A 24,241-nucleotide genomic window follows, 5' to 3' on the forward strand; every position below is an offset into this window, starting at 1 on the left:
ACTGTTAGTGGTAAAAGTTCTTACTGAACGCCCCTCCGTGTCAAGACTGTGGGCGAAGTTTTCAAACTGTTACCTGGCGCACAGCCCGCCGCGCCGGCCAGATCTTGCCCCGCACGACGGCGCCGACCAGCATGAACGGGGCCCAACGTCGCGCAGCGCAAGGAGGCCGTGCCGATGTCCGACACCGTCGTGGTCGGTCTCGACGTCGGCGGTACGTCCACCCGGGCGACCGCTCTGACCCTCACCGGCGAACGCCTCGGCACCGGCCGAGCCGGCGGTGGCAACCCCACCAGCCACGGCGCCGAACAGGCCGCCACGGAGCTGCTGAAGGCCCTGCGCGGTGCGCTCGCCGACGTCGACCCGACCCGGGTGGCGGCCGGCACCATCGGGCTGGCCGGGGCGGCCCGGCTGCTCGCGGACCCGGCCGGCCGCGCCGCCTTCGACCGGGCCTGGCAGGACGCCGGCCTGCGCTGCCCGTACGCGGTGCACGGCGACGCCCTGGTGGCCTACGCCTCCGGCACCGCCGCCCCGGATGGCACGGTGCTCATCGCCGGCACCGGGGCGATCACCGCTCAGGTCCGTGACCTGCGGCTGGACCGGGTCGCCGACGGACACGGCTGGCTGCTCGGCGACGCCGGGTCCGGCTTCTGGCTGGGCCGTGAGGCGGTCCGCCGGTTGCTCGCCGACCTGGACGCCGGCCGCGCCCCCGGCGCGCTGGCCACGGCGGTGCTCACCGACCTGCTGGGCAGCCCCGAGATCGCCGCCCGCCCTCGGGACACCGTGGACGCCACGATCCAGGCGGTGACCCGCCGACCCCCGATCGAGCTGGCCCGGCTGGCGCCGCTGGTCGTCACCGCCGCCGCCGACGGTGAACCGGTCGCCACCGCGCTGCTCACCGAGGCCGCCGCGCACCTGGTCGACAGCGTGGGCCGGATCCGCCCGGCCGGGGCGGTGACACCGTTCGTGCTCGGCGGTGGGCTGCTCACCGGGAACACCCCGCTGGCCGCCGCCGTCCGGGCCGAGGTCGGCCGGCACTGGCCGGACGCGCCGCTGCGCACCGCCGGCGACGGGGCCGCCGCCGCGGCCTGGCTCGCCGCCCGCGAGCTGCCCGAGGTGACCGATCCGACCACCCTGCACGCCCTCCTCTTCCCCACCCCCTGACCGCCCGACCCACACCCGCCCCGCGCCCCGCCCGCCGCGTTGGGTCAGAGCGGGCTCGATCGTGGAAATAGTCCCCACCTCGCGTCCGGAGGCCACTACATCCTGGATCGAGCACGATCAACGCGAGCCCCCGCCCCACGCCTGCCCGAGAGGCCCCGCGCGCCCGCCGCTCCACGGCGAAGAATCGGGGTGGGGACGCGGAGGTCTGCGCCAGCTGCGCGGCGATCGAGATCGGTCAGACGTGCGGCCCGGATCGGCGGGTCGGCTACTTGAGCTGACCCGCGGTCAGGCCGGTCTGCACCTGTCGCTGGAAGCCCACGTACACGGCGAGCACCGGCAGCACGGCGATGCTCAGCCCGGCGAAGAGCCGGGCGTAGTCGCCGGCGTATCCCTGGCTGACCGACAGCGCGAACAGCCCCTGGGCGAGCACCCACTTGGACTCGTCGCCCTGCATCAACACCTGCGGTAACAGGAACTGGTTCCAGTGGCTGAGGAAGTTGAAGATCGCCACACTGATCAGTCCCGGACGCGCCATCGGCAGCATCACCCGGAAGAACAGTCGGAAGTGACCGCAGCCGTCGACCATCGCGGCCTCGGCCACCGAGGTCGGCAGGGTCCGGAAGAACGCGGTCAGGAAGAACACCGTGAACGGCAGCGAGTAGGCCGCGTACACCAGGATCAACCCGATCCAGGTGCCGAAGAGGCCGGCGTTGCGGACCACGAAGAAGAGCGGCACCAGGGCGAGGAACACCGGGAACATCAGACCGCCGACGAACAGGTAGTAGACGAACTGCCGGCCGCGGAACTCGTACCGGGCGAAGACGTACGCGGCGGTGGCGCCCATCAGCATGGTGAGGCTGACCGAGCCGGCCACCACCACCAGGCTGTTGAAGAAGTACCGGCCGATGTGCGCGCCGGTCCAGGCCCGCGCCCAGTTGTCCAGGTTCAGCGCCCCGGGCAGCCCCCACGGGTCGGCCAGGATCTCGCCGTTGGTCTTGAACGAGCTGATGAACATCCACAGCAGCGGCAGCACGGTGAGCAGGCCCCAGAGCAGCAGGAAGCCGTGCGAGAAGACGTTGGCCACGCCGAGGTCCCGGCGGAGCGGGCGGTCCCGGCCGGCGGGGGGCGTCGACGCGGTGGCGGCGGGGGCGGGTCTGTCCACTGTGGTCACGAGTACTCGATCCGATCGCGCCGGCCGACCCGCAGCGACAGCACCGCCACCGAGAGGGTCAGGAAGAACATCACCACGCCGATGGCCGAGGCGTAGCCGAACTTGGTCTCACTGCCGAAGGCGGTGTCGTACATCCGTACGCCGATCACGTCGGTGGAGAAGTTCGGCCCGCCGTTGGTCATCAGCTGCACGAGGACGAACCCGTCCAGGGCGAAGATGGCCAGGTAGACCCAGGCCACCTGGACGGTGTCCCAGAGCAGCGGCAGGGTGACCCGGCGCAGCGTGGTGAACCGGGACGCGCCGTCGAGCAGCACCGCCTCGTAGATCTCCTTCGGCACGGCCGACATCGCCGCGCCGAACAGCACCACGTAGAAGCCGACGTTGCTCCACACCATCACCGCGAGGACGCACCAGAAGGCGGTCGCCGGGTCACCGAGCCAGGTCGGCGCGGGCAGGCCGAGCGCGTGCAGGGCACTGGTGAGCAGCCCCTGATTCGGGTGGTAGACCTCCTTCCAGAGCAGCGCGATGATCACCACGGAGAGCACCTGCGGGAAGAAGTACACCGTGCGGTAGAACGCGCCGCCACGTACACCGGTCACGCCGGCACGGCCCTTGCGCCCACCCATGGCGAGCATGGTGGCGAAGAAGATCCCGAGCACGATGGTCAGCACCGGCACCAGGGCCAGCAGGATCGCGTTGTTCTGCAACGCGTTCCAGACGTACCCGTCGCGCCACAGGGTCTTGAAGTTCGCCAGACCGACCGAGTTGGCGTCGGCCGAGTAGCCGAGCCAGTCGGTGGTGGAGATCTGGAACGCCTGCAGGTACGGCGACACGACGAAGACGATGTACAGCAGCACCGGCGGCACCAGGAAGGTGACGATCAGCGGCCACTTGCCATGTCTCACGATGAGGACCTACTTCCCGTGGTGCGGCCGGTGGGGGCGGTCCGCCCCCACCGGCCGGGGTGTCACGCAGCCCGCTTGAACTTCTTGATCGAGCTGTCCTGGGCGATCGAGTCGGCGCCCTTCTGGCACTGGTCGAGGAAGTCCGCCGGGCCGATCCGGCCACTGAAGAACTCGCCGCACGCGGCGTCGACGAGGTTGCGCTCCAGCTTGCGGTAGAAGTTGTTGTAGACCCAGTTGAAGCCGTTGGCGCCGGACGCGTCCAGTGCCTTGACCACGGTGCTCAGCCCGTACGGCAGCTCGACGCCCTCGCTGGCGCCGGCCACCACGGTGAGGCTGGCGACCTTCCGGGTGAAGTCCTGGGCGCCCTTCTTCGAGAGCATGGTCCGGAAGTACTCCAGGCCACCGGCGACGTTGCGGGCCTTGGCCGGCACCATGAACGGCTCGCCGGCGGTGCCCCGGATCGCCTCGAACGGCAGCTTGTCGCCGCTGCCCAGGCTCGGCGTCGGCGCGATGGTCATGTTGAACCCGGCCGGGGTGACGGCCTTCTGCTCGCTCTCCAGCCAGGAACCGCAGGAGATGAACGCGGCCTTGCCCTGGCACCAGGCGGTCTGCGACTGCTTGTGGTCCAGGCCGGGCGAGCCCTCCAGGATGTACTTGTCCTTGACGATCTGGTGCCAGGCGTCGGCCGCGGCCTTCATCGCGTCGGACTTCCAGGCGTTCGGCTCCAGGTTGTCGAGGGCGGTGGCCACCGACGGGCCGCCGAACTTGATCGCGGTGGAGATCAGCGGCCAGCTCATGTAGCGCGGGTGTATGCCGGCGTACGTCCAGGGGGCGATGCCGGCGGCCTTGATCTGCTTGCAGAGCGCGATGTGCTCGTCCCAGGTCTTGGCGTACTCCCACTTGCGTTCAGTGAACAGCTTGTTGGAGTACCAGATGCCGTACGCGGTGTAGGTGTAGTTCATCACCAGGAACTTGCCGTCGTACGAACCGATCTCGACCGCGCCGGGCAGCAGCGTGTCCTTGATCGTCTTGCCGGGGATGTCGAGGCTCGGGGCGGCGAGCAGCTCGCCCAGGTCGGCGAGGGCGTTCTGGCTCACCAGGCCGTTGAAGTCGATCTGACCCGTGCCGGAGTTGTTGACCACGTCCGGCGGGGTGCCGTCGACGAAGCGCGGCTGGAGGGTCTTGCTGATCTCCTGGGTGGAGGAGTGCTTGATCTGCGCCTTCGGGTACTTCTCGGTGTACATGGCCTCGTGGGCCTTCGCGTACTCCTCGCCGAACCCGCCGCCGAAGATCACCACCTCGAGCGGGGCGTCCTCCTTGACGCCGAGCGGGTTCTGCTCGGACTTGGTGCCCTTGTAGGCGGTGGCGTCGCTCTTGTCGTCGCCGCCGCCGGTGGCGCAGCCGGTCAGCAGGCCGGCGGCGGGGGTGGCCAGCAGCCCGGCGGCGGCGCTGCGCCGCAGGATGTCACGCCTGTTCATGATGTCTCCTCGGGTCGGGTCGGGCGGGCGCCGGTGATGGGGGGTGGCGTCCGTCGCGTCGAGGCGCAGGGGGATGTGTTGCTTGTCTTCATATGACACTGAGTCGTTGAAGAATTTCTACGGCAGCGACGCGCGGACTTCAACCCCCGGCTGCCGAACCGTTATCACCACCGGCCAGCACCGGGTCGCATAGCCTGAGGCGATGCGCCGCCTGCGCCAGCTCGCAGAGCGCACCCCGCCCGGCCGGGAGCGGTACGTCGACCTGCTCCGGGCGCTCGCCATCACCATGGTCGTTCTCGGGCACTGGGGCGTCACGGTGATCGAGCGGGACGCCGCCGGCCGGCCCACCGGGCACTCCGCGCTCGGCGAGCTGCCCTGGGCGTACCCGCTGACCTGGGTGGCCCAGGTGATGCCGGTCTTCTTCCTGGTCGGCGGCTACGCCAACGCGGCCTCGCTGACCCGGCTGCGGGCCCGGGACGGCGACGCCGCCGGCTGGTTGCTCGACCGCAGCGCCCGACTGGTGCGCCCCACCAGCGTGCTGGTGCTGGTGCTCAGCGCCGCGGCGGCGGTGGCCCGGCTGCTCGACGCCGACCCGACCCGGATCCGCGAGGTGGTCTGGTTCGCCACCATCCCGCTCTGGTTCCTGGTCGCCTACCTGGCGGTGGTCGCGCTCACCCCACCGATGTACGCGCTGCATCGCCGCTTCGGCCTGGCCGTCCCGCTCGTGCTGGTCGCCCTGGTCGGCGTCGGCGACCTGCTCCGAATGACCGGGCCGGAGCAGCAGGGGTACGGCAACTACCTGTTCGGCTGGCTGGCCGTACACCAGCTCGGCTTCGCCTGGCACGACACCCGCGCTGCCGGGCCGTCGGCACCCGACCGTCCGGGGGTACGCCGACGCCGGCTGCCCACGTCCCGCCGAGCCGGCGTGGTGTTCCTGGCCGTCGGGCTGGCCGCGCTGCTGCTGCTCACCGTGCTCGGCCCCTGGCCGGTGGCCATGCTGCACGTGCCCGGAGAGCGGCTGGACAACGCCGCGCCGCCCAGCCTCGCGTTGCTGGCCGTCGCCGCCACCCAGCTCGGCCTGGTCCTGCTGCTGCACGGCCCGGCGGAGCGCCTGCTGCGCCGCACCGGCCCGTGGCAGCTCGTGATCGGGGTCAACCTGGTGGTGCTGACCGTTTTCCTCTGGCACCTGACCGCCGCCGTCCTGCTGATCGGCCTGCTCGACGCGACCGGGACGCTGCCCACCCCGGCGGTCGGTTCGGCCGCCTGGTGGGCGTGGCGGGGGCCCTGGCTGCTGCTGCTCGCGGTGGTCCTGGCGGTCCTGGTCGCCATCTTCGGCCAGGTGGAGGCGCGCAGCGCCCGGCACCGCACCGGGCGCCGGGCCGGACGGGGCACCACCACCCGGACGGCGCTGACCGTGGCCGGCTACGCCGCTGTGGTGGCCGCGCTGCTGATCAACAGCGCGACCCCCGCGCGGGCACCGGAGCCGCTCGGCACACCCGTCCCGGCCCTGCTGGCGTACCTGGCCGGGGCGGGCGTGCTGCGGCTGCTCAGGTCTGGGTGGGGAACCCGAGGTTGACCCCACCGTGGCGTGGGTCCAGCCAGCGGCTGGTGACCACCTTGCCCCGGGTGAAGAAGCGCACCCCGTCCTCGCCGTGCGCGTGCAGGTCGCCGAAGAGCGAGGCCTTCCAGCCGCCGAACGAGTGGTACGCCATCGGCACCGGGATCGGCACGTTGATCCCGACCATGCCCACCTCCACCTCGTGCTGGTAGCGCCGCGCCGCGCCGCCGTCGTTGGTGAAGATCGCCGTGCCGTTGCCGTACGGGCTGCCGTTGACCAGCTCCACCGCCTCGTCGTACGAGCCCACCCGGACCACGGCGAGCACCGGCCCGAAGATCTCGTCCGTGTAGACCGACATCTGCGGGGTCACCCGATCGAACAGCGTCGGACCCAGCCAGAAGCCGTTCGGGTCGCCGTCCGGCGTGACGTCCCGACCGTCCACCACCGGCACCGCGCCGGCGGCCACCCCGGCGTCCACGTAGAAGCGCACCTTCGCCGCGTGCTCGGCCGTGACCAACGGGCCCATGTCGCAGCCCCGCCGGCCATCACCGGTACGCAGCCCGGCCATCCGGGCGGCGATCCGCTCGACCAGCGCGTCGGCCACCGGCTCCACCGCCACCAGCACCGAGATGGCCATGCACCGCTCCCCCGCCGAGCCGAACCCGGCGTTGACCGCCGCGTCGGCGGCCAGGTCCAGGTCGGCGTCGGGGAGCACGACCATGTGGTTCTTCGCCCCGCCGAGCGCCTGCACCCGCTTGCCGGCGGCGGTGCCGCGCTGGTAGACGTACCGGGCGATCGGGGTGGAGCCGACGAACGACACCGACTGCACCTCCGGGTGGTCCAGCAGCGCGTCGACCGCCTCCTTGTCCCCGTTGACCACGTTCAGCACCCCGTCGGGCAGGCCCGCCTCGGCGAACCACTCGGCCAGCAGCAGCGCCGCGCCGGGGTCCTTCTCGCTGGGCTTGAGCACCACCGCGTTGCCGCAGGCCACCGCGACCGGCACGAACCACAGCGGCACCATCACCGGGAAGTTGAACGGAGAGATCACCGCGACCACCCCGAGCGGCTGGCGGATCGTGTACGAGTCGACCTCGGTGGAGACGTTCTCGCTGAACGCGCCGCGCAACGCCGAGGGCAGGCCGCAGGCGTACTCGATCACCTCCAGGCCGCGCTGCACCTCCCCGGCGGCGTCGGCGAGCACCTTGCCGTGCTCTGCCGTGATCACCTCGGCGAGCCGGTCCCGGCGGGAGTGCACCAGCTCCCGGAAGGCGAACAGCACCGCCGACCGCTTCGCCAGGGACGCGTCCCGCCAGGCCCGGGCGGCGAGGGCGGCGGCCCGCACCGCGACGTCGACGTCCGCGGCCGAGGCCAGCTCCACCTCGGCGGTACGCCGACCCGTCGCCGGGTCGAACACGTCGCCCCGCCGCTCGGACGTGCCGCCGACCCGCTTGCCGTCGATGAAGTGCCCGATTCGGCTGCTCACGCCGCCACCCCCGCCGCCGACCGGATCGCGTCGACGAGGATCGCCAGGCCCTCGCGGGCCTCCTCCTCGGTCAGCGTCAACGGTGGACCCATCCGCAGCACGTTGCCGTACAGGCCGCCCTTGCCGGCGAGCAGGCCACCGGACCGGCACGCCTCGAAGACCCGGTTGGTCAGCGCCGGGTCGGGTTCGCTGGTGCCCGGCCGGACGAACTCGACGCCGAGCATCAGCCCCTTGCCGCGTACCTCCGCGACGCAGTCGAGGCCGCCCACGGCGGACCGCAGGCCGTCGGCGAGGATCGCGCCGACCCGGGCCGCGTTCGCCTGGAGGTCGTGCGCGATCAGGTAGTCGAGCACCGCGTTGCCGGCCGCCGTGGAGATCGGGTTACCGCCGAACGTGGAGAAGCTGATCGCCGGGACCGACTCCAGCACCTCGGCACGCCCGACCACCCCGGCCAGCGCGAACCCGTTGCCGATGCCCTTGGCGAAGGTGAGCAGGTCGGGCGTGACCCCGTGCGCCTGGTAGCCCCAGAAGTGCTCCCCGGTACGCCCCCAGCCGGTCTGCACCTCGTCGGCGATGAACAGGATGCCGTGCTCGTCGAGGACCTTCTTCCAGCCGGCGAAGAGCCCGTCCGGCGGGTGCACGAAGCCACCCACGCCCTGGATCGGCTCGGCGATCAACGCCGCCACGTCGCCGGCGGTCTGGGTGGCCAGCACCTCACGCAGGTCCTCCACCGCCGCGTCGACCTGCTCCTCGGCGCTCAGCCGGGCGAGCAGGCCGCGCACCCGGTCACCCGAGTGCAGCCAGGCCACCTGGAGAGGGTTCAGCCCGCTGGCCGACCAGTTGCGGTTGCCGGTGACGCCCATCGCCGCGTACGACCGGCCGTGGTAGCTGTTGCGCACGGCCAGGATCTGGTGCGAGCGGCGGTGGTTGGTGGCGACCAGCAACGCAGCCTCGTTCGCCTCGGTGCCGGAGTTGGTGAAGAACACCCGGGCGTCCGGGATGCCGGAGCGCTGCGCGATCTTCTCGGCCAGCTCCACCTGCTGGCGGATCAGGTAGAGCGTCGAGCTGTGCACGATGCCGGAGGTGAGCTGCCGCTCGACCGCCTCCCGGATCTCCGGGATGTCGTAGCCGATCATGTTGGTCAGCACGCCACCGAAGAAGTCCAGGTAGCTGCGGCCCTGGGCGTCGGTGACCCGGCGACCCGAGCCGGAGACCAACTCGATCGGCTCGGCGTAGTACAGCGGCATCCAGGACGGAAGCACGGCCCGGTGCCGGGCCAGCAGGTCGTCGGTCATCGTGGCAACCCTTCAGCGGCATTCGTGGATACCGCACGCTCCCACCGGCGGCCGGTGTGGGCAACTGCCACTGTGTAGCGCAGCGCGCGCCCGCTCCTGACAGTGCGTCAGCCTCGGGCGGCGGGCCAGACGTCAGCCGGCGGCGGCGGCGCGGCGACCGACCGCGCCGACCCGCGAGGCCGCGTGCAGCGCCCCGGCCACCAGCGCGAAGGCCACCCAGCCGGCCGCCAGGGCGGTAGCCGGCGAGGTGTCCTGCCACCAGTGGTACGCCGCCAGGAAGCCGACCAGCGCCAGGCTGTCGCGGGCGAAGTGCCGGGTGAACGCCACCAGGTCGCGACGGCTCTCGACGGCCACCAGCACCCCGGAGTACGGGAAGGTCACCACCATCGCGCGCAGCAGCTCGCCGAGCAGCCCGGTGAGCGTCGCGCCGACCAGGATCACCAGCAGCTTCACCGGCGCCGGCAGGCGTCGCCCCGCCTCCACCTGCAGCTCGGTCTCCTGCGGCGGCTCGGTTGGTGGCGGCGGGGCGGGATGCTGCCGGCGCAGCATCAGCATCGCCAGCGCCCAGAGCGCCACGCTGGCGCACAGCGCCAGCGCGAACGGCACCGGCACGGCCAGCAGGCCGGCGCTGAACGCCACGTACCCGGCGATCCCGGCGGCGTCGGCGAGAAGGATCGGCCAGCACAGCCGATGATGCGTGACCGCCACGACGACGAAGAACAGGTTGAGGCCGAGCACCCCGAGCAGTTGCGCGCCCTGCACCCGGTGCCCGGTGCTCACCAGGGCCAGCGACATCGGCAGCGGGAGACTGTAGACGAACGCCCGCAGGCGCACCGACCGGATCAGGCTGACCGCCCACACCACCGCCGTCACCAGCAGCACAGCGCTCACGGTCATCGGCGGGCCGCCCTCCGGTCGCGGTCAGTCCAGGAAGGTCGCGGCCTCGACGCAGACCTCGAAGACGTCGGTCAGCCGGGCCAGGTCCGCGGCGTTGACCGAGAACTGGTTCTCGGTGATCTCGCCGTGCGCGCTCATCACACCCTCCCAGCGCGCCGTGCCGTCCCACAGGGTCAGGTTGACGTGCCGCGAGGCCTCCACCACGCCCCACGGCAGCAGCCCCACCCGCACCCCGGCCCGTTGCTGCGCCCGCACCAGCTCGCTCAGCTCGTCGGTCAGGCCGGCGTGCAGGAAGACCCGCGTGATCCGTACCCCCCGGGCCAGCGCCTCGGTGTTGGCCGCCCAGTAGTGCCGCCCGACGTCGCCACGCCACCAGCTCAGCTCGCCGCTGGCCCTCGGCATCACGTTGGTCACCGCGTCCAGCCGCCGCACGCACTCCCGGGTCGCGCCGAGCAGGTCCTGGCAGTCGTCGCCCGGCCGGATGATCTGCCCGGCGCGCAACTGCTCGGTCTGCGCCCGGAACCGTTCGAAGCGGCGCCGGGCCTCCTCGGCGACCCGGCTGCCCGGATGCCGCTCGACCGCCTCCCGGGTGCCGGTGACCAGCTCGGGCACCGCGTGCACCAGCCAGGACGGCCCCTCCAGCAACGTCCGCAGGTGGAAGCGGCGCTCGGCGCGGGCCAGCGAGTCCACCAGCAGCGAGATGGTGGTGCCCATCAGCCCGGCGAGCAGCGACTCCACCCCGGTCGCCGCGTTGGTCAGGTCCAACGTGACGGACAGCGAGACCGACAGCAGGATGCCGACCAGCGCGACCGGGTCGGTGTGCGCCAGCAGCCGGACGAAGCCACCCGCCGGCCCGACCCGGTCGTTGCGGGGCCGGTGGAGCAAATCGGCCATCGAGGTACCTCCCGGGCGCCGGCTGCCGTCAGGGTACGACGGGACGACAACGAGGCCGCCCCGCCGGCCCGGTACGATCCGGCGGTGCCTGAGCTGCCCGTACCGCTGCCGACCGGGGCGCCGGGCGAACCGGCCGCCGGCATCGCCGAGTGGGTCTCCGCAGACCCGATACGCCGACTGGTCGAGCACTTCGGGGGCAGCTGGCCGGACGGCGACCTCGCCGACGTGCTCCGGTTCCTGGACGAGTTCTCCGCCCGACACTGGGACTTCCGCGGCGGCCGGGAACGGCCCGACGCCCGGGAGCCGGACCTCGACCCCGGCACCGTCGAGCTGGTGCTCGCGTCGGCGGCGGCGCTCGGCCTGATCCGGCCGGTGGCGCCGGCCCGGTCGGCGTACGCCCACCTGGTGGTGCTCGGCGGCCTGGCGCACGCCTGCGTACGCCGGGTCGGGTACGCCGCCCACCTGCTGCGCTCCGGACTGCGGGTGGACGGCGAGGTCGCCGTGCTCGGCAGCTTCCGGCCGCTGTCCGACTGGGAACGCCGGACGCTGGCCGATGCGGGCCTGCCCGCCGACGACACCGAGGTGGATGTGCTGGACACGGCGGTCCGGCGGGTGTTCGGGGTGGCCGCCCCGGCCGAGCAGGAGGGTGTCGACGCCGGGCACCCGCACCACTCCTGGTCGTCGCGGACCTACCGACCGGTCGGCCTGCCGCCGGTGCGGGTGCTCGCCGCGCCGTCCAGCGAACCGTACCGGCGGCGCGCGCACACCGCCGACACACAGCGGTTCTGGGCGGCGCACGTCCAGCTCGCCCCGGGCGACGAGGTGCTGATGGTCACCGCGCCGATCTACGTGCCGTTCCAGCACTGCGACGCGCTACGCACCCTGGCCGTGCCGTACGGCTGCGGCATCGACACCGTCGGGGTGGACCCGACGCTGGCCGACCTGGCCGTGTTGCCCGAGCAGACACTCACGCCGGGGCGCTACCTCCAGGAGATCCGCTCGGCGATCCGCTCGATGCGCGCCCTGCACGACCGGCCCGACCCGCTCTGACCCCGGCCGGGCGCGGTGTCACGCCCCGGCGGTGTCGGCGACGGCCTGGGCGAAGACCTCCGAGCGGTGCTCGAAGTTGCGGAACTGGCCGTAGCTCGGCGCCGCCGGGGACAGCAGGACCACCCCACCGGCCGGGGTCAGCTCCCTGGACAGCCGCACCGCGTCCACCAGGTCGTCGACCAGCTCGGTACGCACCTTGGGCAGGTTGGCGAGCGCCGCCACGATCCGGGTACCGCTGTCCGGGATGCCGATCACGGTCAACTCCCGCTCCGCCAGGTGCTCGGCCAGCGGCGTGTAGTCCAGACCCCGGTCGGTGCCCCCGACGATCACGGTCAACGGCCGGCCGTCGTACGCGTCGATGGCGTGCATGGCCGCGTACGGGCTGGTGGCCAGGGTGTCGTCCACGAACGTCAGCCCGGACGGGTCGGTGATCTCGGTGAGCCGGTGGGCCAGCCCCTGGAACCCGGCGACCGCGACGGCGAGCCTGTCCTTCTCGGCCACCACGTCCACGCCGAGCGCGTCGAGCACGGCGAGCGCCACGCACAGGTTGCCCTCGTTGTGCCGGCCGACCAGGGGCAGCACGGCGCGCGGGAAGAGCGGCTGGTCGCCGAGGTGGAACCAGGGCGTGCCGTCCGCGCCGGTGGCCACGTTGGTGGTGTCGGGGCGACCGGCACGGACCACCGGGCGATCACCCAGCTCGGCGGCGAGCCGGGGGTCGGCGCCGTTCACCACGATCGTCTCCGGGCCGTGGGCGAGCAGGTTGAGCTTGTCCCGGTAGTACTCCCGCTCCCCGCCGTGCGCGTCCAGGTGCTCGGGGAAGAGCGCGGTGACCACGGCCACCCGGGGCGAGTCGCTGAGGTCGCTGCACTGGTAGCTGGACAGCTCCAGCACGTACAGCTCGGCCTCCGGCAGGTCGAGCGTGGGCACGCCGATGTTGCCGCCGAAGACGTTCGGCCGGCCCATCGCCGTGAACAGGTGGCTGATCAGGCTGGAGGTGGTGCTCTTGCCCTTGCTGCCGGTGACCCCGACGGTGCGCGCGGCGTGGTCGGCCATCCACAGCGCGGTGCCCTGGGTCACGGTGACGCCGCGCCTGCGCAGCTCGACCAGCCACGGGTGGGTCTGCGGCACGCCCGGCGAGCGGACCACCACGTCGGCGGCGGCCAGCCGCTCGAAGCCCGCCTCGCCGGTGACCAGCGGGGCCGCCTCGGCCAGCGGGCCGTCCCACGGCAGCGAGAGGAAGTTGGCGCTGTCGTCAACGGCGACCAGGTCGGCCGGGCCGTGCGCGGCGATCGCGGTCACCGCGGCCCGGCCCTCGCGGCCGGTACCCCAGACGGCGACGGTACGTCCGCGCAGGTCAGACAGGCGCACGGGGCTCTCCTCGGTGGTCGCGGCGGCGGTGGGGCAGGGCTCGGTCCGGCGCAGCCGGACACGGCCGGACGAACCAGGGCCTAGTATGGCGTGTGCCCAACGAGCAGCTCCGGCGGATGGACGCCTTCACCTTCCCGTCCTACTCGATCGACTTCGCCACCGGCGAGGTGTTGTTCGACTACGCCCTGACCGGCCCGGCCGGCGAGCAGCGGTTCACCGAGGTCATCACCCTTCCGCTGCCGGCGGAGCCGCCGTCGGACGAGACGGTGGCCACCCTCGGCCGGGTGCTGGAGGTGCTGCACCTGGTCGCCGGGGTCAGTTACTACAAGGCCGCCGCGCCGCCCCGGCTGGTGCTGCCGGCGCCGCTGGGCGCGGCCACCGTCGACTACGTCACCGCCGTCTACACCAGGGGCCTGGCGGAGTACGCGTACCGCAACCAGCTGCCGCACGTGCTGGAGCTGCGGCCGGAGGTGCCAGCCGGTTCGCCGGAGTCGCCGCGCGTGTACGACGACTCCGACCGTCGTCCCCTCTCCGCGGTCGGCGGCGGCAAGGACTCCATCGTCAGCCTGGAGGCGCTGCGCCGAGCCGAACTGGACCCGGTGCCGTTCTCGGTCAACCCGAACCACGTGATCGTCTCGGTCAACGAGGCGTCCGGGCTGACCCCGCTGGCCGCCCGGCGGCGGATCGACCCGGTGCTGTTCGACCTGAACGCGGCCGGCGCGCTGAACGGCCACATCCCGGTCACCGCGATCAACTCGCTGATCGCCGTGGCGACCGCGGTGCTGCACGGGCTGGGCCCGGTGGTGATGTCCAACGAGCGCTCGGCGTCCGACCCGAACCTGGTCTGGAACGGTCACGAGATCAATCACCAGTGGTCCAAGGGCGTCGAGGCCGAAGGGCTGCTGCGCGCGGCGCTGGCCGAGCACGCCGGCCTGACCGAGCCGTACTTCTCGCTGCTGCGCTCGCTGTCCGAGCTGCACATCGCCCGACTGTTCGCCGAATTCACCCGGTACGACGACGTGGTGACCAGCTGCAACCAGGCGTTCAAGCTGCGCGACGCGAGCGAACGCTGGTGCCGCAACTGCCCGAAGTGCCGGTTCGTCTTCCTGGCCATGGCGCCGTTCATGCCGCGGGAGCGGGTCACCCACATCTTCGGCGGCGACCTGCTCGCCGACCCCGAGCAGATCCCCGGCTACCGGGAACTGCTGGGCGTGGACGGGCACAAGCCGTTCGAGTGCGTGGGCGAGGTCGAGGAGTCGGTGGTGGCTTTGGGCCTGCTCGCCGAGCAGGACCAGTGGCGCGACGCTCCGGTGATCCGCGCCCTGGTCGACGCCGTCCCAGCCACCGCCTGGTCCGCGGTGGCCACCTCGGACGTCTTCACCCCCGGCGGCCCCAACCACATCCCCCCCACCTACGCCAAGGCCCTGACAGCCCTCACCTGACCCGCCCCGGGCCCGGGGCGGGGCCGGGTGGGTCAGGGGGTGCGGACGGCGTCCAGGGCCAGTAGGGCGACGTGTAGGGAGAGGGAGGCTTCGACGGAGTCGAGGTCGACGTCGAGAATCCGGGCGATGCGGGCCAGGCGCTCGTAGAAGGCCGGCCGGGACAGGTGGGCGGCGGCGGCGCCGGCGGACTTGTTGCGCCCCTGCTCCAGGTACGCGCGCAGGGTGTCGAGCAGCCGCTCCCGGGGGTGCCGGGCGTCGTACTCCAGCAGTGCCCCGAGCTCGCGCTCCACGAACGTCTGCAACCGGGGCTCGTCGCGCAGCAGGTGCAGCAGGCCGGCCAGCCCGACGTGCGGCAGCCGGAAGATCGGCAGGTCACGCCGGTCCCGGCGGGCCGCCTCGGCGATCTGGCGCGCCTCGACCAGTGACCGTCGGGCTTCCCGCAGGTTGCCCACCCCGGACCCGGCGGCCACGATCACCCCGCCGGGAGCACCGCCGGCAGCCCGGGACGGGTCGGCGGCGGACACCATCCGGGACGCGTCCGCGCCGGACGCGGTCCGGACCGTGCCGGCGTCGAGGCGTACCCGGCGCAGCGCGGCGGCGAACGCGGACAGCGCGCGGTCCTCGGCGGCCGGGTCCGGCAGGGCCAGCAGCGCGCCCACCGAGTGGTCGTCGACGGCGCTGGTCAGCGCGGTCAGCTTCGCCTCCCGCAACGCCTGGCCGACCGCCTCGGACAGGTCCCGCAGCCGGGCGGGGCCGGCTTCCGGGCCACCCTCGCCGGCCGGGTCGTCGGCCCGGTGGCGGACCATCACGCCGACCAGGTGCCGGCGTTCGAGCACCACGCCGAGCGCCTTCGCCCGCAATGCCACCTCATCCACCGGCCGGGAGTGGTCGAGCAACGCGGTCAGCAGGGTGCGGTGGATCTGCCGTTCCAGCCCCTCGGCGTCGCGGCGGATCAGCCGGCCCAGCGCGAGGGTGGACGCGGCCCGCTCGATCAGGATGGTGAGCCGGGTCGGCGGCCCGCTGCCGGGGCGTGCGTCGGGCTCCACCGGGTCGGCGCCTCGGCGGCTGGGCAGCTCCCCGCCGGCCGGCCAGCGCAGCAGCAGCCGTCCCCAGTCCTGCCCCCGGGCGCCGACGACCGTCACCAGCCAGCCGCTGTCGGGGTCGTACGCGGTCCGCCCGGCCGGCCGGATCCGCCGGGAGTGCTGCTCCCAGCCGTCCAGCAGCAGCTCGGCGCTCTCGCCCGCCGGGTCGTACCCCAGCACCTGCCGGGACAGGTTCTCCAACACCACCGGGCAACCGGACAGCTCGGCGGCCTGCCGGATCACCTCGGCGGCGTCCGCGCCCTCGACCGACAGGTCGGTGAACCGCTGGTGGATCTCCTCGGTGGCGCGCAGCTCGGTGAGCTGCGCGTCGACGATCAGCGCGTGCACGGCCTCGGTGATCCGTACGAACGGGGTGGCCCGGCGCAGCTCCACCAGGGGCAGGCCGCGCCGTTCGGCGGCGGCGGCCATCACCCGGGGCACCCCGCTGACGTACCGGCGGCCCAGCTCGACGACGAGCCCGGAGACGCCGACGTCGGCCAGGTCGCCGATGAACGCGCGCAGCCCCGCGTCGTCACCGGGCAGCCCGATGCCGGTGGTGAGCACGAGTTCGCCGCCGCCGAGCAGGGTGGCGATGTCCGGCACCTCGGCGACGTGCACCCAACGGACCGGCCGGTCCAGCCCGGCGTCCCCGGCCACCACGCGCGGCGCGCCGTGGCGGACCGGGTCGAGGGCGAGGACCTCACGGACGGTAGGGAACACGGCCGCCACGCTACCGTCCGTGACACCGGAACTCGACATGCCGCCGCCGACGGGCCGGGTCACCGGTCGGATCTGCTCCGCGTCCAATCGGCTGACAAGGGCGTCCGCGCCCTCACCACGGGTCGTCGCGGCTCAACTCCCAGCAGGCCACGGCGGTGGCGGCGGCCACGTTGAGTGAGTCGACGCCACGGCGCATCGGGATGACCACCCGGACGTCGGCGGCGTCCATGGCGGCCCGGGTCAGGCCGGCGCCCTCGGCGCCGAGCAGCAGCGCCGAGCGGGCCCGCTGGGTGGCGTCGAGGCGCTGGATCGGCACCGCGTCCGGCGCCGGGGTCATGGCCAGCACGGTGAAACCGGCCGCCCGGACCTCGGCGAGCGCGTCCGGCCACGGATCCAGCTTCGCGTACGGGACGGCGAAGACCTCCCCCATGCTGACCCGGACGCTGCGCCGGTAGAGCGGGTCGGCGCAACTCGGCGAGAGCAGCACCGCGTCCACCCCGAGGGCGGCCACCGCCCTGAAGATCGCGCCGAGGTTGGTGTGGTTGTTGACGTCCTCCAGGATCACCACCCGGCGCGCGGTGGCGAGCACCTCGGCCGCTGTCGGCAGCGGCCGGCGGTGGAACGACGCCAGCACCCCCCGGTGTACGTGGAAACCGGTGGCCCGCTCCAGCACGTCCTGCGTCGCCGCGTAGACCGGCGCGTCGCCGGTGTCCAGGTCGGCGAGCTGGTCGGTGCGCTTGGCGTCGATCAGGTACGACCGGGCGGGGTAGCCGGCGCGCAGCGCCCGGCGCAGCACCAGCTCCCCCTCGGCGATGAACAGGCCGTGCGGTGGCTCCCAACGGGTGCGCAGCTCGACGTCGGTGAGCGCGCGGTAGTCGGCGATCCGGTCGTCGTCGGGGTCGGTGATCTGGTGGACGGGCACCCGACGATTCTGCCGGACGCCCGGCCGGGCACTCCGAAGCCGGTCGAGCCCACGGCATTGAGGGTGTTTTGTCCGTAAAGGAAGGGGAATGGCGTGCGACGTACCGGACCCGACGGGAAGGACCAGCCAGGTGAGCCCAGATCACACCGCGCCGGGCGAAGCAGGCACCATGCCCAAGCAGCCGACCGTCGCGGACCACATCGTCGCCCGCCTCTTCAGCTGGGGAGTGCACCGCTACTTCGGCTATCCCGGCGACGGCATCAACGGCCTCACCTCCGCCCTGCAACGCACCAACGAGCGGGCCCAGTTCGTCCAGGTGCGGCACGAGGAGACCGCCGGCTTCGCCGCGTCGGCGCACGTCAAGTACGGCGGCGGGCCGCTGGGCTGCGCGTTGGTGACCAGCGGTCCGGGAGCCATCCACCTGCTCAACGGCCTGTACGACGCCAAGCTCGACCACCAGCCGGTGATCGCCCTGGTCGGGCACACCGTGGTCACCGCCGAGGGTGGCGGCTACTACCAGGAGGTCGACCTGCTCGCCCTCTACAAGGACGTGGCCGCGGCGTTCCTGGCCCAACTCGACCACCCGGCGCAGGTCCGTCACCTCGTCGACCGGGCGTGCCGCACGGCGCTGGCCCGGCGTACGGTCACCGCCCTGGTGCTTCCCGCGGACCTCCAGGACAAGCCGGCCGTCCCGGACCCGCCGCACGCGCACGGCTACTACCAGACCAGCAACGTGCCGAGCAGCACGCCGACCGTGCCGCCCGAGGCGGACCTGCGCCGGGCGGCCGAGGTGCTGCGCGGCGGGGAACGGGTGGCGATGCTGGTGGGGCAGGGCGCCCTCGGCGCAAAGGACGAGGTCCGCGAGATCGCCCAGCGGCTCGGCGCCGGGGTGGCCACCGCGCTGCTCGGTTTCACCGCCGTCGACCACCGGGAGCCGTGGGTGACCGGCGCGATCGGGCTTCTCGGCACCCGGCCGAGCTGGCAGATGATGAGTCGCTGCGACCGCCTGCTGATCGTGGGCAGCAACATGCCGTACTCGGAGTTCTATCCGCCACCCGGGCAGGCCCGCGGGGTGCAGATCGACCTGGACGGCACCCAGCTCGGGCTGCGGTATCCGACCGAGGTCAACCTGACCGGCGACGCCGCCCCCACCCTGCGGGCGCTGCTGCGCGAGCTGGGCCCCGGTCCCGGGCCGACCGAATGGCGGACGGAGATCACCGAGGCCACCTCGGCGTGGCGCCGGGTGCAGCGCGACCTGGCCGAGCAGGACGCCGACCCGGTCAACCCGCAGCTGCTGTTCAGCACGCTCAGCGAGCGGCTACCTGACAACGCCATGCTCGCCGTGGACTGCGGCACCGCCACCGCCTGGTACGCCCGACACGTGCAGGTCCGCCCCGGGATGCTGGCCAGCCTCTCCGGCACGCTGCTGTCCATGGGCGGCGCCATGCCGTACGCGCTGAGCGCCAAGTTCGCCCACCCGGACCGACCCCTCGTCGCGCTCATCGGCGACGGGGCGATGCAGATGAACGGGGTCAACGAGCTGATCACCGTGGCCAAGTACTGGCGGAGCTGGGCCGACCCGCGGTTCGTGGTGCTGGTGCTCAACAACCGGGACCTGGCGTTCGTCAGTTGGGAGCAGCGCTCAAGTGAGGGGACGCCGATGTTCCCGGACAGCCAGCAGCTGCCGGACATCGGCTACCACCAGTGGGCACAGGTGCTCGGGTTGCACGGCGAGCTGGTCGACTCCCCCGACGATGTGCCCGGCGTCTGGGAGCGAGCCCTCGCGGCCGACCGTCCCGTGGTGATCAACGCGCTGGTCGACCCGGCCGAGCTGATGCTGCCACCGCACTTCACCGCCGAGCAGGCGCGCAAGACCGCAGCCGCGGTGCTGCGCGGGGACACCGACTGGGCCGGGATCATCCGCCGCGGCCTGCCCGCCACCATCGCGAGCTACCGCCCACGTCGCCGGCAGGGCTGACCGCCGGCCGGCGAGGTCAGCGTTGGCGGGCGAAGCCGACGAAGGCCCGCCAGGCGGTCGGCGCGAACGCGAGGGTGCCGCCCGAGCGGTCCTTCGTGTCCCGGACCAGCACCACCCCCGGCAGGTTGTCCGCTACCTCCACGCAGGAGCCGCCATTGCCGCCGGACCGGCTCGACTTGCGCCAGTGGGCACCCGTCAGGTCCATGTCTTCGCCACTTCCTTGATCAAGTCGAGTGACTGTCGCCGGGAGAGTGCCTCGTTCCGCACGATCTCCCAGGTGCCCGACAGCCTAGCAACGTCCGCGGCCTGCTCCACGATCTGCGCGGTGAGCTGATTGTCGGCGTGCGCGACCCGATCGCCGTCCGGCAGCTCGGCGATGATGAACTGGCCAGCCATGCCCAGATACATTCCCGTCTCGGCTGGCACGACCTGCAACTGCACGTGGTCCAGTTCCGCCAGCTCCACGAGTCTGGCAAGTTGGGCGGCCATCAACCCAGGTCGGTCGACCGGCCGACGGATCACCGCCTCGTCGACCACGGCCACGAGTTGCGTTGGCTTCTCCCGCGTCAAGATCGCCTGCCGGTCGAGGCGCGAGGCGACGGCCCGATCGATTTCCTCGACGGTGAACCGCCCGCCGGCCAATGTGGCCCTCGCGTAGTCCTGCGTCTGCAGGAGCCCCGGGACATACAGCGGCTCGTACCAGCGGAGCAGGACGGCTTCGCGTTCGAACTCGATCCATTCGCGCAGCCAGACCGGCGCGGCGGCGTCGTCCTTCACCAGATCGGCCCAGAGCCGCACGAAGAGCCCGCCGGTGTCCAGTGCCCGGTCGACGGCGGCGAGATAGTCCTCGCGAGGCGGGCGGGTGCCCAACTCGACCGCGCTGACCTGCTTGCCGGAGAAGTGCGCCCGCTCGCCCAGCTCGTCCTGGGTGAGCCCGGCCAGGGTGCGCTGCCGGCGCAGCTCGCGAACCAGGAACTCCGACGCGGACACGCTCACCGGCTCTCCACCTCCTCTACGGCGGGCCGGGCCGGTTCCCGGGCACTCTCGGGTGCCGGTCCGATGCTCCCCGCCCCACTGCGGAAGCTTCCGAGCGTAGTGGCCTGGTCAGCAGACTGTGAAGCACGCGGCGCCGGGTCGGCGGCCATTCCCCCGGTACGCCCCGGCGCCGCTCCCCCTGGGCAGAAGGAGACATGGTGAACGGAGCAGACCTGAACGACGGCGCTGGCACACGCGACGCGGCGGCCCGCGTACCCCCGGATCGGTGCCGGCCGACGGCGGTGGGTGAGCTACCGGCGTGGCTGGAGCCGCACCGGCCGTTGAAGCCGCTCTGGGTGTGCGCCGGGTGCGGTGACCCGTGGCCGTGCGCGGTGGCCCGGCTGCTGCTGCGGGCCCGGCACGAGGCGGACCGGGTACCGCTCTACATCCTGCTGACGGGCGTCTTCGCTCACGCCACCCGTGACCTGTACACGCTCAACCCCTACGACACGCCGCGTCCGCACGCGCTCTTCGCCCGCTTCGTCGACTGGGCCGACCCGCGCTTCCGCTGACCGACCCCCGCCGGGGGTGCGGTCAGCCGCGACGGTCGAGCCAGCGTTGGAGCAACGACCGCGGGTCGTCCTGGTCGGACCTGCGGTCGGGGACGACGGGAGCCCGCTCGACCGGGCGGCGGGGTTCGCCGGCCAGCTCGCGGCTCGGCGCGACGAACGCCTTCTCCGGCTGGCCCTTGACGGCGGTGGCGATGACCCGGGCGACCGCGTCGATCACCTTGGCCTGCACCGCGGAACCCACCGAGTCGGTCGTGTCGTCCGGGTTGGCGGCGATGCCGGCGACCGCGACCTGCGGGGTGAAACCGACGAACGTCTCGGTGGCGTTCTGCTCCGAGCTGCCGGTCTTGCCGGCCACCGGGCGGCCGTCGAGGATGTCGTTCACGCCGGTGGCCGTACCGCCGTTGCACTGCCCGTACGGCGACTGCTGCCCGACCGGGCAGCGGGCGGCGTCGGTCGCGGCACGGGCCACGTCGGCGTCGAGCACGCGCTTGCAGGACGGCTGCCCGACCGGCACCTTGTCGCCGTTCGCGGCGGTCACCGAGACCACCGGCACCGGCGTGCAGTAGGTGCCCTCGGCGGCCACCGTGGCGTACGCGTTGGCCAGGTCCAGCGGGGTGGTGGCGGCCACGCCCAGGGTGAACGAACCCCAGTTGGCGGCATCGTTCTTGGCGAAGTCGGCGTCCGGGCCAGCGCGGAAGGTGATGCCGAGCCGCTGCGCCATCTCCACCACCTTGTCCTGGCCGACCTGCTCGGCCAGCCAGACGAAGTAGGTGTTCACCGAGCGGCCGAAGCCGTCCCACATCATCCGGTACCCGTCCATCCAGTCCGGGTTGGCGTTGGCCGGGCACCAATGGCCGTCACAGCTCCCGGGGCCCTCGGCGGCGTACCGGGTGGGTAGCTTGGCGGGCGCGTCGAAGCCGGTGGAGAGGGTACGGCCCGACTCCAGCGCCGCGAGCATGGTGAACAGCTTGAACGTCGAACCGGCCTGGTACCCGTCGACGCTGGCACCGCCGGAGATCAGCGGGTTGACGGTGTTCGGGTAGTTGGCCTGCCCGTTCGGGTTGTCGGCGAGGCTGTAGTGCCGGTTGACCGCCATCGCCAGCACCTGACCGGTGCCCGGCTGCACGGCCGCGATCGGCAGGGCGCGCTTGTTGTCGTACCCGTAGACCTTGGTGGCCTGCTGCTGCGCGGTGGCCTGGACCTGCGGGTCCAGCGACGTGACCACGGTGTAGCCGCCCGCGCGCAGAGCCTGCTCGCGCTCCGGCACGGTGGCCCCGAACGCCGGCTGGGTCACCCACCAGCGACGCAGGTAGTCGCAGAAGTAGCCCCAGTCGTCGTGGCCCTGGGCCACGGAGGTGCAGCCGTTGGGCTGCTGGGTGGGGTGCAGGGTCAGCGGCTCGGCCTTGGCCTGCGCGGCCTGCGCTGCGGTGATCGCCCCGGTTTCGGCCATCGAGTCCAGCACGTACGACCGGCGGGCCAGCGCCTCGTCCTTGTCCCCGCCGATCGGGCTGTACGCGTCCGGGGACTGCACCAGACCGGCGAGCAGCGCCGACTCGGCGAGGGTCAACTTCGCCGGCGGCTTGCCGAAGTACTTCTGGCTGGCCGCCGCGATCCCGTACGCGCCGGAGCCGAAGTAGGCGATGTTCAGGTACCGGTTGAGGATCTCGTCCTTGCCGAGGCTCCGCTCCAGCGCGCCCGCGTACCGGATCTCCTGGATCTTGCGGCCGATGGTGGGATCGGTGGCGGCGGCGCGCTCCTCGGCGGTGCGGGTGGGGTCGGTCTTGAGCACGTTACGGACGTACTGCATGGTCAGGGTCGAGCCGCCCTGCTCGGTGCCGCCACCCTTGACGTTCGCCACCAGCGCGCGGGCCAGGCCCCGCAGGTCGGCGCCGCCGTGCTCGTAGAACCTCCGGTCCTCAGCCGCCACGATCGCCTGCCGCATCACCGGGGCGATCTCCGACAGCGGCACATCGGTGCGGTTCACGTCGTAGAACGTCGTGATCAGCGTCTTGCCGTCATTGGCGTAGAGGTAGGAGCGCTGCGGGGTGGCCGGGGTGCGCAGCGCGTCGGGCAACGCGGCGTACGTCCCGATCGCGGAGCGGGTGGCGAACCCGAGCAGCAGGTTGCCCGGCAACGCGGCGACTGCCAGGGCGAGCCCGGCCAGCAAGCCGGCGAGCAGCACGGTGAACAGCCGCGACAGCGGCGAGCGAGAGGCGGCCATGCTCCCCAGGATTGCCACGAAAGCCGCCAACCGACCACCCTCAACCCCGGATTGTCAGCAACTTCACGGCCCCCCACCAGCCAACTCCCACCACCCCCACCCCGCGCGCTCCCCTGGCACCGGTGATCAAGAGGTTTGCGTCAACCAGGAGGCCCTTTTTGACGCAAACCTCTTGATCACCGGGTGGGGTGGGTGGTTAAAGCGGGGTGTGTCAGGGGGTGGAGAGGCTGGCGCTGGCGGCGTCGCGGGCCGTTTCGCGGGGCATCAGGCGGCCGGAGCGGTAGCCGATGCCGATGCCGGCGATCAGCACGAAGATCGCGCCGAACGTCTGCAACGAGCCGATCAGGGCGCCGCCCAGGCCGAGCAACGGCGCGGCGATGATCAGCATGACCCCGTCGCCGAGGCTGAACGTGCCCGAACGGGCCACCGCCCACCCGGTGAGGACCCAGCCCACGCTGTAGAAGGTGGCGCCGACCAGGACCAGCGAACGCGCGGTGACGCCGAAGACCGGTGTCTGCTCGGCGAGCCCGGCGAAGGGCAGCATCAGCACGGTGCCGGCGATGCTGACCAGCAGCCCGGCGGTGGCCACCCGGCGGCTGCGGGTCGCGGCCAGCAGCCCGGTGAGGGCCAGCAGCGCGAGCAGGCCGAGCCAGACCGCGGCCACCCAGCCGATGAGGTACGCCGCCTGGCCGTCGGCCGGATACGGGTCGTTGCCCACCCCGCCGTCGCTGGCCATCGCCACCGCGCCGTAGAGGATGGCGTACGCGGGCAGCAGCCACACCGCCGCCCGCGCGAACCGGCGCACCGACCAGGCCCAACTGGCGTTCGTTGCCGGCCCGGCCGGGGTCGGCTCGCCGACGAAGGGCAGTACGCCGAACCCGCCACCGCTGGCCCGGGAGCCCAGCGGGCCGGCCGGGTCGTGCGCGCCGGGCACCGGCTCCGAGGACCACATCCGATTCGCCGGATCCTTCATGCGTCACCTCGCTCGTCCACGAGCGGTGCGGGACGCGCCGGGGCGCCCCGATTGCCTGGTCACCACCCGTCCTAGGACCGATCGTGGCAGGCGTCG

General features: G+C 72.7%; 20 protein-coding genes. 6 read left to right on the top strand and 14 right to left on the bottom strand.

What is annotated here, in order from left to right:
* Window positions 1–174 precede the first annotated feature (174 nt).
* Window positions 175–1,161, top strand: a complete 987-nt coding sequence (locus ACWD6N_RS24660) for an N-acetylglucosamine kinase (protein WP_354967530.1) — start codon at window positions 175–177, stop codon at window positions 1,159–1,161.
* A gap of 265 nt (window positions 1,162–1,426) precedes the next feature.
* On the opposite strand, the gene ACWD6N_RS24665 is transcribed toward ACWD6N_RS24660, so the two are convergent.
* From ACWD6N_RS24665 to ngcE, 3 genes are all read right to left on the bottom strand, one after another.
* Window positions 1,427–2,332, bottom strand: a complete 906-nt coding sequence (locus ACWD6N_RS24665; RefSeq protein WP_387328631.1) for a carbohydrate ABC transporter permease — start codon at window positions 2,330–2,332, stop codon at window positions 1,427–1,429.
* On the bottom strand, window positions 2,329–3,237 hold the full coding sequence (locus ACWD6N_RS24670) for a carbohydrate ABC transporter permease (protein WP_387328633.1): 909 nt from the start codon (window positions 3,235–3,237) through the stop codon (window positions 2,329–2,331). Before ACWD6N_RS24670 ends, ACWD6N_RS24665 begins: the two co-directional genes overlap by 4 nt.
* Window positions 3,238–3,299: 62 nt before the next feature.
* Window positions 3,300–4,715, bottom strand: coding sequence for an N-acetylglucosamine/diacetylchitobiose ABC transporter substrate-binding protein (ngcE, locus tag ACWD6N_RS24675; protein ID WP_354967527.1), 1,416 nt, complete (start codon window positions 4,713–4,715; stop codon window positions 3,300–3,302).
* A 202-nt stretch (window positions 4,716–4,917) separates the two neighbouring features.
* Between ngcE and ACWD6N_RS24680 the strand changes: the two genes are divergently transcribed.
* Complete coding sequence (locus tag ACWD6N_RS24680; protein WP_387328637.1) at window positions 4,918–6,291, top strand: acyltransferase family protein; 1,374 nt, start codon at window positions 4,918–4,920, stop codon at window positions 6,289–6,291.
* On the opposite strand, the gene ACWD6N_RS24685 is transcribed toward ACWD6N_RS24680, so the two are convergent.
* From ACWD6N_RS24685 to ACWD6N_RS24700, 4 genes are all read right to left on the bottom strand, one after another.
* Complete coding sequence (locus ACWD6N_RS24685; RefSeq protein ID WP_354967525.1) at window positions 6,263–7,756, bottom strand: CoA-acylating methylmalonate-semialdehyde dehydrogenase; 1,494 nt, start codon at window positions 7,754–7,756, stop codon at window positions 6,263–6,265. The two genes, ACWD6N_RS24680 and ACWD6N_RS24685, sit on opposite strands and share 29 nt — an antisense overlap.
* Window positions 7,753–9,051, bottom strand: a complete 1,299-nt coding sequence (locus ACWD6N_RS24690) for an aspartate aminotransferase family protein (protein ID WP_354967524.1) — start codon at window positions 9,049–9,051, stop codon at window positions 7,753–7,755. Before ACWD6N_RS24690 ends, ACWD6N_RS24685 begins: the two co-directional genes overlap by 4 nt.
* A 132-nt stretch (window positions 9,052–9,183) precedes the next feature.
* Entirely contained in the window at window positions 9,184–9,948 is a 765-nt protein-coding gene (locus ACWD6N_RS24695) for a hypothetical protein (protein ID WP_354967523.1), read from the bottom strand.
* A gap of 24 nt (window positions 9,949–9,972) precedes the next feature.
* The gene (locus tag ACWD6N_RS24700; RefSeq protein WP_354967522.1) at window positions 9,973–10,842 is read right to left on the bottom strand and encodes a hypothetical protein; all 870 of its coding nucleotides are present in this window, start codon (window positions 10,840–10,842) and stop codon (window positions 9,973–9,975) included.
* 84 nt (window positions 10,843–10,926) lie between these two features.
* Here ACWD6N_RS24700 and ACWD6N_RS24705 point away from each other — a divergent pair, with 84 nt between their 5' ends.
* Entirely contained in the window at window positions 10,927–11,892 is a 966-nt protein-coding gene (locus ACWD6N_RS24705) for a hypothetical protein (RefSeq protein ID WP_354967521.1), read from the top strand.
* Between the two features lie 18 nt (window positions 11,893–11,910).
* Here ACWD6N_RS24705 and murD read toward each other — a convergent pair whose 3' ends face one another.
* Complete coding sequence (murD, locus tag ACWD6N_RS24710) at window positions 11,911–13,260, bottom strand: UDP-N-acetylmuramoyl-L-alanine--D-glutamate ligase (RefSeq protein WP_354967520.1); 1,350 nt, start codon at window positions 13,258–13,260, stop codon at window positions 11,911–11,913.
* Between the two features lie 92 nt (window positions 13,261–13,352).
* Between murD and ACWD6N_RS24715 the strand changes: the two genes are divergently transcribed.
* Window positions 13,353–14,702 (top strand): hypothetical protein, encoded by a 1,350-nt coding sequence (locus ACWD6N_RS24715; RefSeq protein ID WP_354967519.1) that lies wholly within the window; start codon window positions 13,353–13,355, stop codon window positions 14,700–14,702.
* A gap of 32 nt (window positions 14,703–14,734) precedes the next feature.
* Here ACWD6N_RS24715 and ACWD6N_RS24720 read toward each other — a convergent pair whose 3' ends face one another.
* Both ACWD6N_RS24720 and ACWD6N_RS24725 read right to left on the bottom strand, forming a co-directional pair.
* A complete protein-coding gene (locus tag ACWD6N_RS24720; RefSeq protein ID WP_449936047.1) occupies window positions 14,735–16,504 on the bottom strand; it encodes a PucR family transcriptional regulator in 1,770 nt (589 codons plus the stop codon).
* A gap of 112 nt (window positions 16,505–16,616) precedes the next feature.
* A complete protein-coding gene (locus ACWD6N_RS24725) occupies window positions 16,617–17,516 on the bottom strand; it encodes a TrmH family RNA methyltransferase (RefSeq protein ID WP_387328704.1) in 900 nt (299 codons plus the stop codon).
* Between the two features lie 79 nt (window positions 17,517–17,595).
* Here ACWD6N_RS24725 and ACWD6N_RS24730 point away from each other — a divergent pair, with 79 nt between their 5' ends.
* Complete coding sequence (locus tag ACWD6N_RS24730) at window positions 17,596–19,404, top strand: thiamine pyrophosphate-requiring protein (protein WP_354967517.1); 1,809 nt, start codon at window positions 17,596–17,598, stop codon at window positions 19,402–19,404.
* Window positions 19,405–19,420: 16 nt separating this feature from the next.
* Here the strand turns inward: ACWD6N_RS24730 and ACWD6N_RS24735 are convergent, their stop codons facing one another.
* On the bottom strand, window positions 19,421–19,609 hold the full coding sequence (locus ACWD6N_RS24735; RefSeq protein WP_354967516.1) for a DUF397 domain-containing protein: 189 nt from the start codon (window positions 19,607–19,609) through the stop codon (window positions 19,421–19,423).
* On the bottom strand, window positions 19,600–20,400 hold the full coding sequence (locus ACWD6N_RS24740; RefSeq protein WP_387328644.1) for a helix-turn-helix domain-containing protein: 801 nt from the start codon (window positions 20,398–20,400) through the stop codon (window positions 19,600–19,602). Before ACWD6N_RS24740 ends, ACWD6N_RS24735 begins: the two co-directional genes overlap by 10 nt.
* A 194-nt stretch (window positions 20,401–20,594) precedes the next feature.
* Between ACWD6N_RS24740 and ACWD6N_RS24745 the strand changes: the two genes are divergently transcribed.
* The gene (locus ACWD6N_RS24745; RefSeq protein WP_387328647.1) at window positions 20,595–20,951 is read left to right on the top strand and encodes a hypothetical protein; all 357 of its coding nucleotides are present in this window, start codon (window positions 20,595–20,597) and stop codon (window positions 20,949–20,951) included.
* 22 nt (window positions 20,952–20,973) lie between these two features.
* Here the strand turns inward: ACWD6N_RS24745 and ACWD6N_RS24750 are convergent, their stop codons facing one another.
* Together ACWD6N_RS24750 and ACWD6N_RS24755 are read right to left on the bottom strand one after the other, a co-directional pair.
* Entirely contained in the window at window positions 20,974–23,172 is a 2,199-nt protein-coding gene (locus ACWD6N_RS24750) for a transglycosylase domain-containing protein (protein WP_387328650.1), read from the bottom strand.
* Window positions 23,173–23,383: 211 nt separating this feature from the next.
* Window positions 23,384–24,145 carry a hypothetical protein gene (locus tag ACWD6N_RS24755; protein ID WP_354967513.1) on the bottom strand — a complete coding sequence of 254 codons (762 nt, stop codon included), beginning with the start codon at window positions 24,143–24,145 and terminating at the stop codon, window positions 23,384–23,386.
* Window positions 24,146–24,241 lie beyond the last annotated feature (96 nt).

The sequence above is a fragment of the Micromonospora sp. NPDC005163 genome (assembly GCF_053599835.1).

Coding starts and splice junctions, on each gene's coding strand:
- ACWD6N_RS24660 (WP_354967530.1), top strand. CDS start 175: ATGTCCGACACCGTCGTGGTCGGTCTCGACGTCGGCGGTACGTCCACC.
- ngcE (WP_354967527.1), bottom strand. CDS start 4,715: ATGAACAGGCGTGACATCCTGCGGCGCAGCGCCGCCGCCGGGCTGCTG.
- ACWD6N_RS24745 (WP_387328647.1), top strand. CDS start 20,595: ATGGTGAACGGAGCAGACCTGAACGACGGCGCTGGCACACGCGACGCG.
- ACWD6N_RS24755 (WP_354967513.1), bottom strand. CDS start 24,145: ATGAAGGATCCGGCGAATCGGATGTGGTCCTCGGAGCCGGTGCCCGGC.
- ACWD6N_RS24750 (WP_387328650.1), bottom strand. CDS start 23,172: ATGGCCGCCTCTCGCTCGCCGCTGTCGCGGCTGTTCACCGTGCTGCTC.
- ACWD6N_RS24695 (WP_354967523.1), bottom strand. CDS start 9,948: ATGACCGTGAGCGCTGTGCTGCTGGTGACGGCGGTGGTGTGGGCGGTC.
- ACWD6N_RS24735 (WP_354967516.1), bottom strand. CDS start 19,609: ATGGACCTGACGGGTGCCCACTGGCGCAAGTCGAGCCGGTCCGGCGGC.
- ACWD6N_RS24700 (WP_354967522.1), bottom strand. CDS start 10,842: ATGGCCGATTTGCTCCACCGGCCCCGCAACGACCGGGTCGGGCCGGCG.
- ACWD6N_RS24690 (WP_354967524.1), bottom strand. CDS start 9,051: ATGACCGACGACCTGCTGGCCCGGCACCGGGCCGTGCTTCCGTCCTGG.
- ACWD6N_RS24680 (WP_387328637.1), top strand. CDS start 4,918: ATGCGCCGCCTGCGCCAGCTCGCAGAGCGCACCCCGCCCGGCCGGGAG.
- ACWD6N_RS24730 (WP_354967517.1), top strand. CDS start 17,596: ATGCCCAAGCAGCCGACCGTCGCGGACCACATCGTCGCCCGCCTCTTC.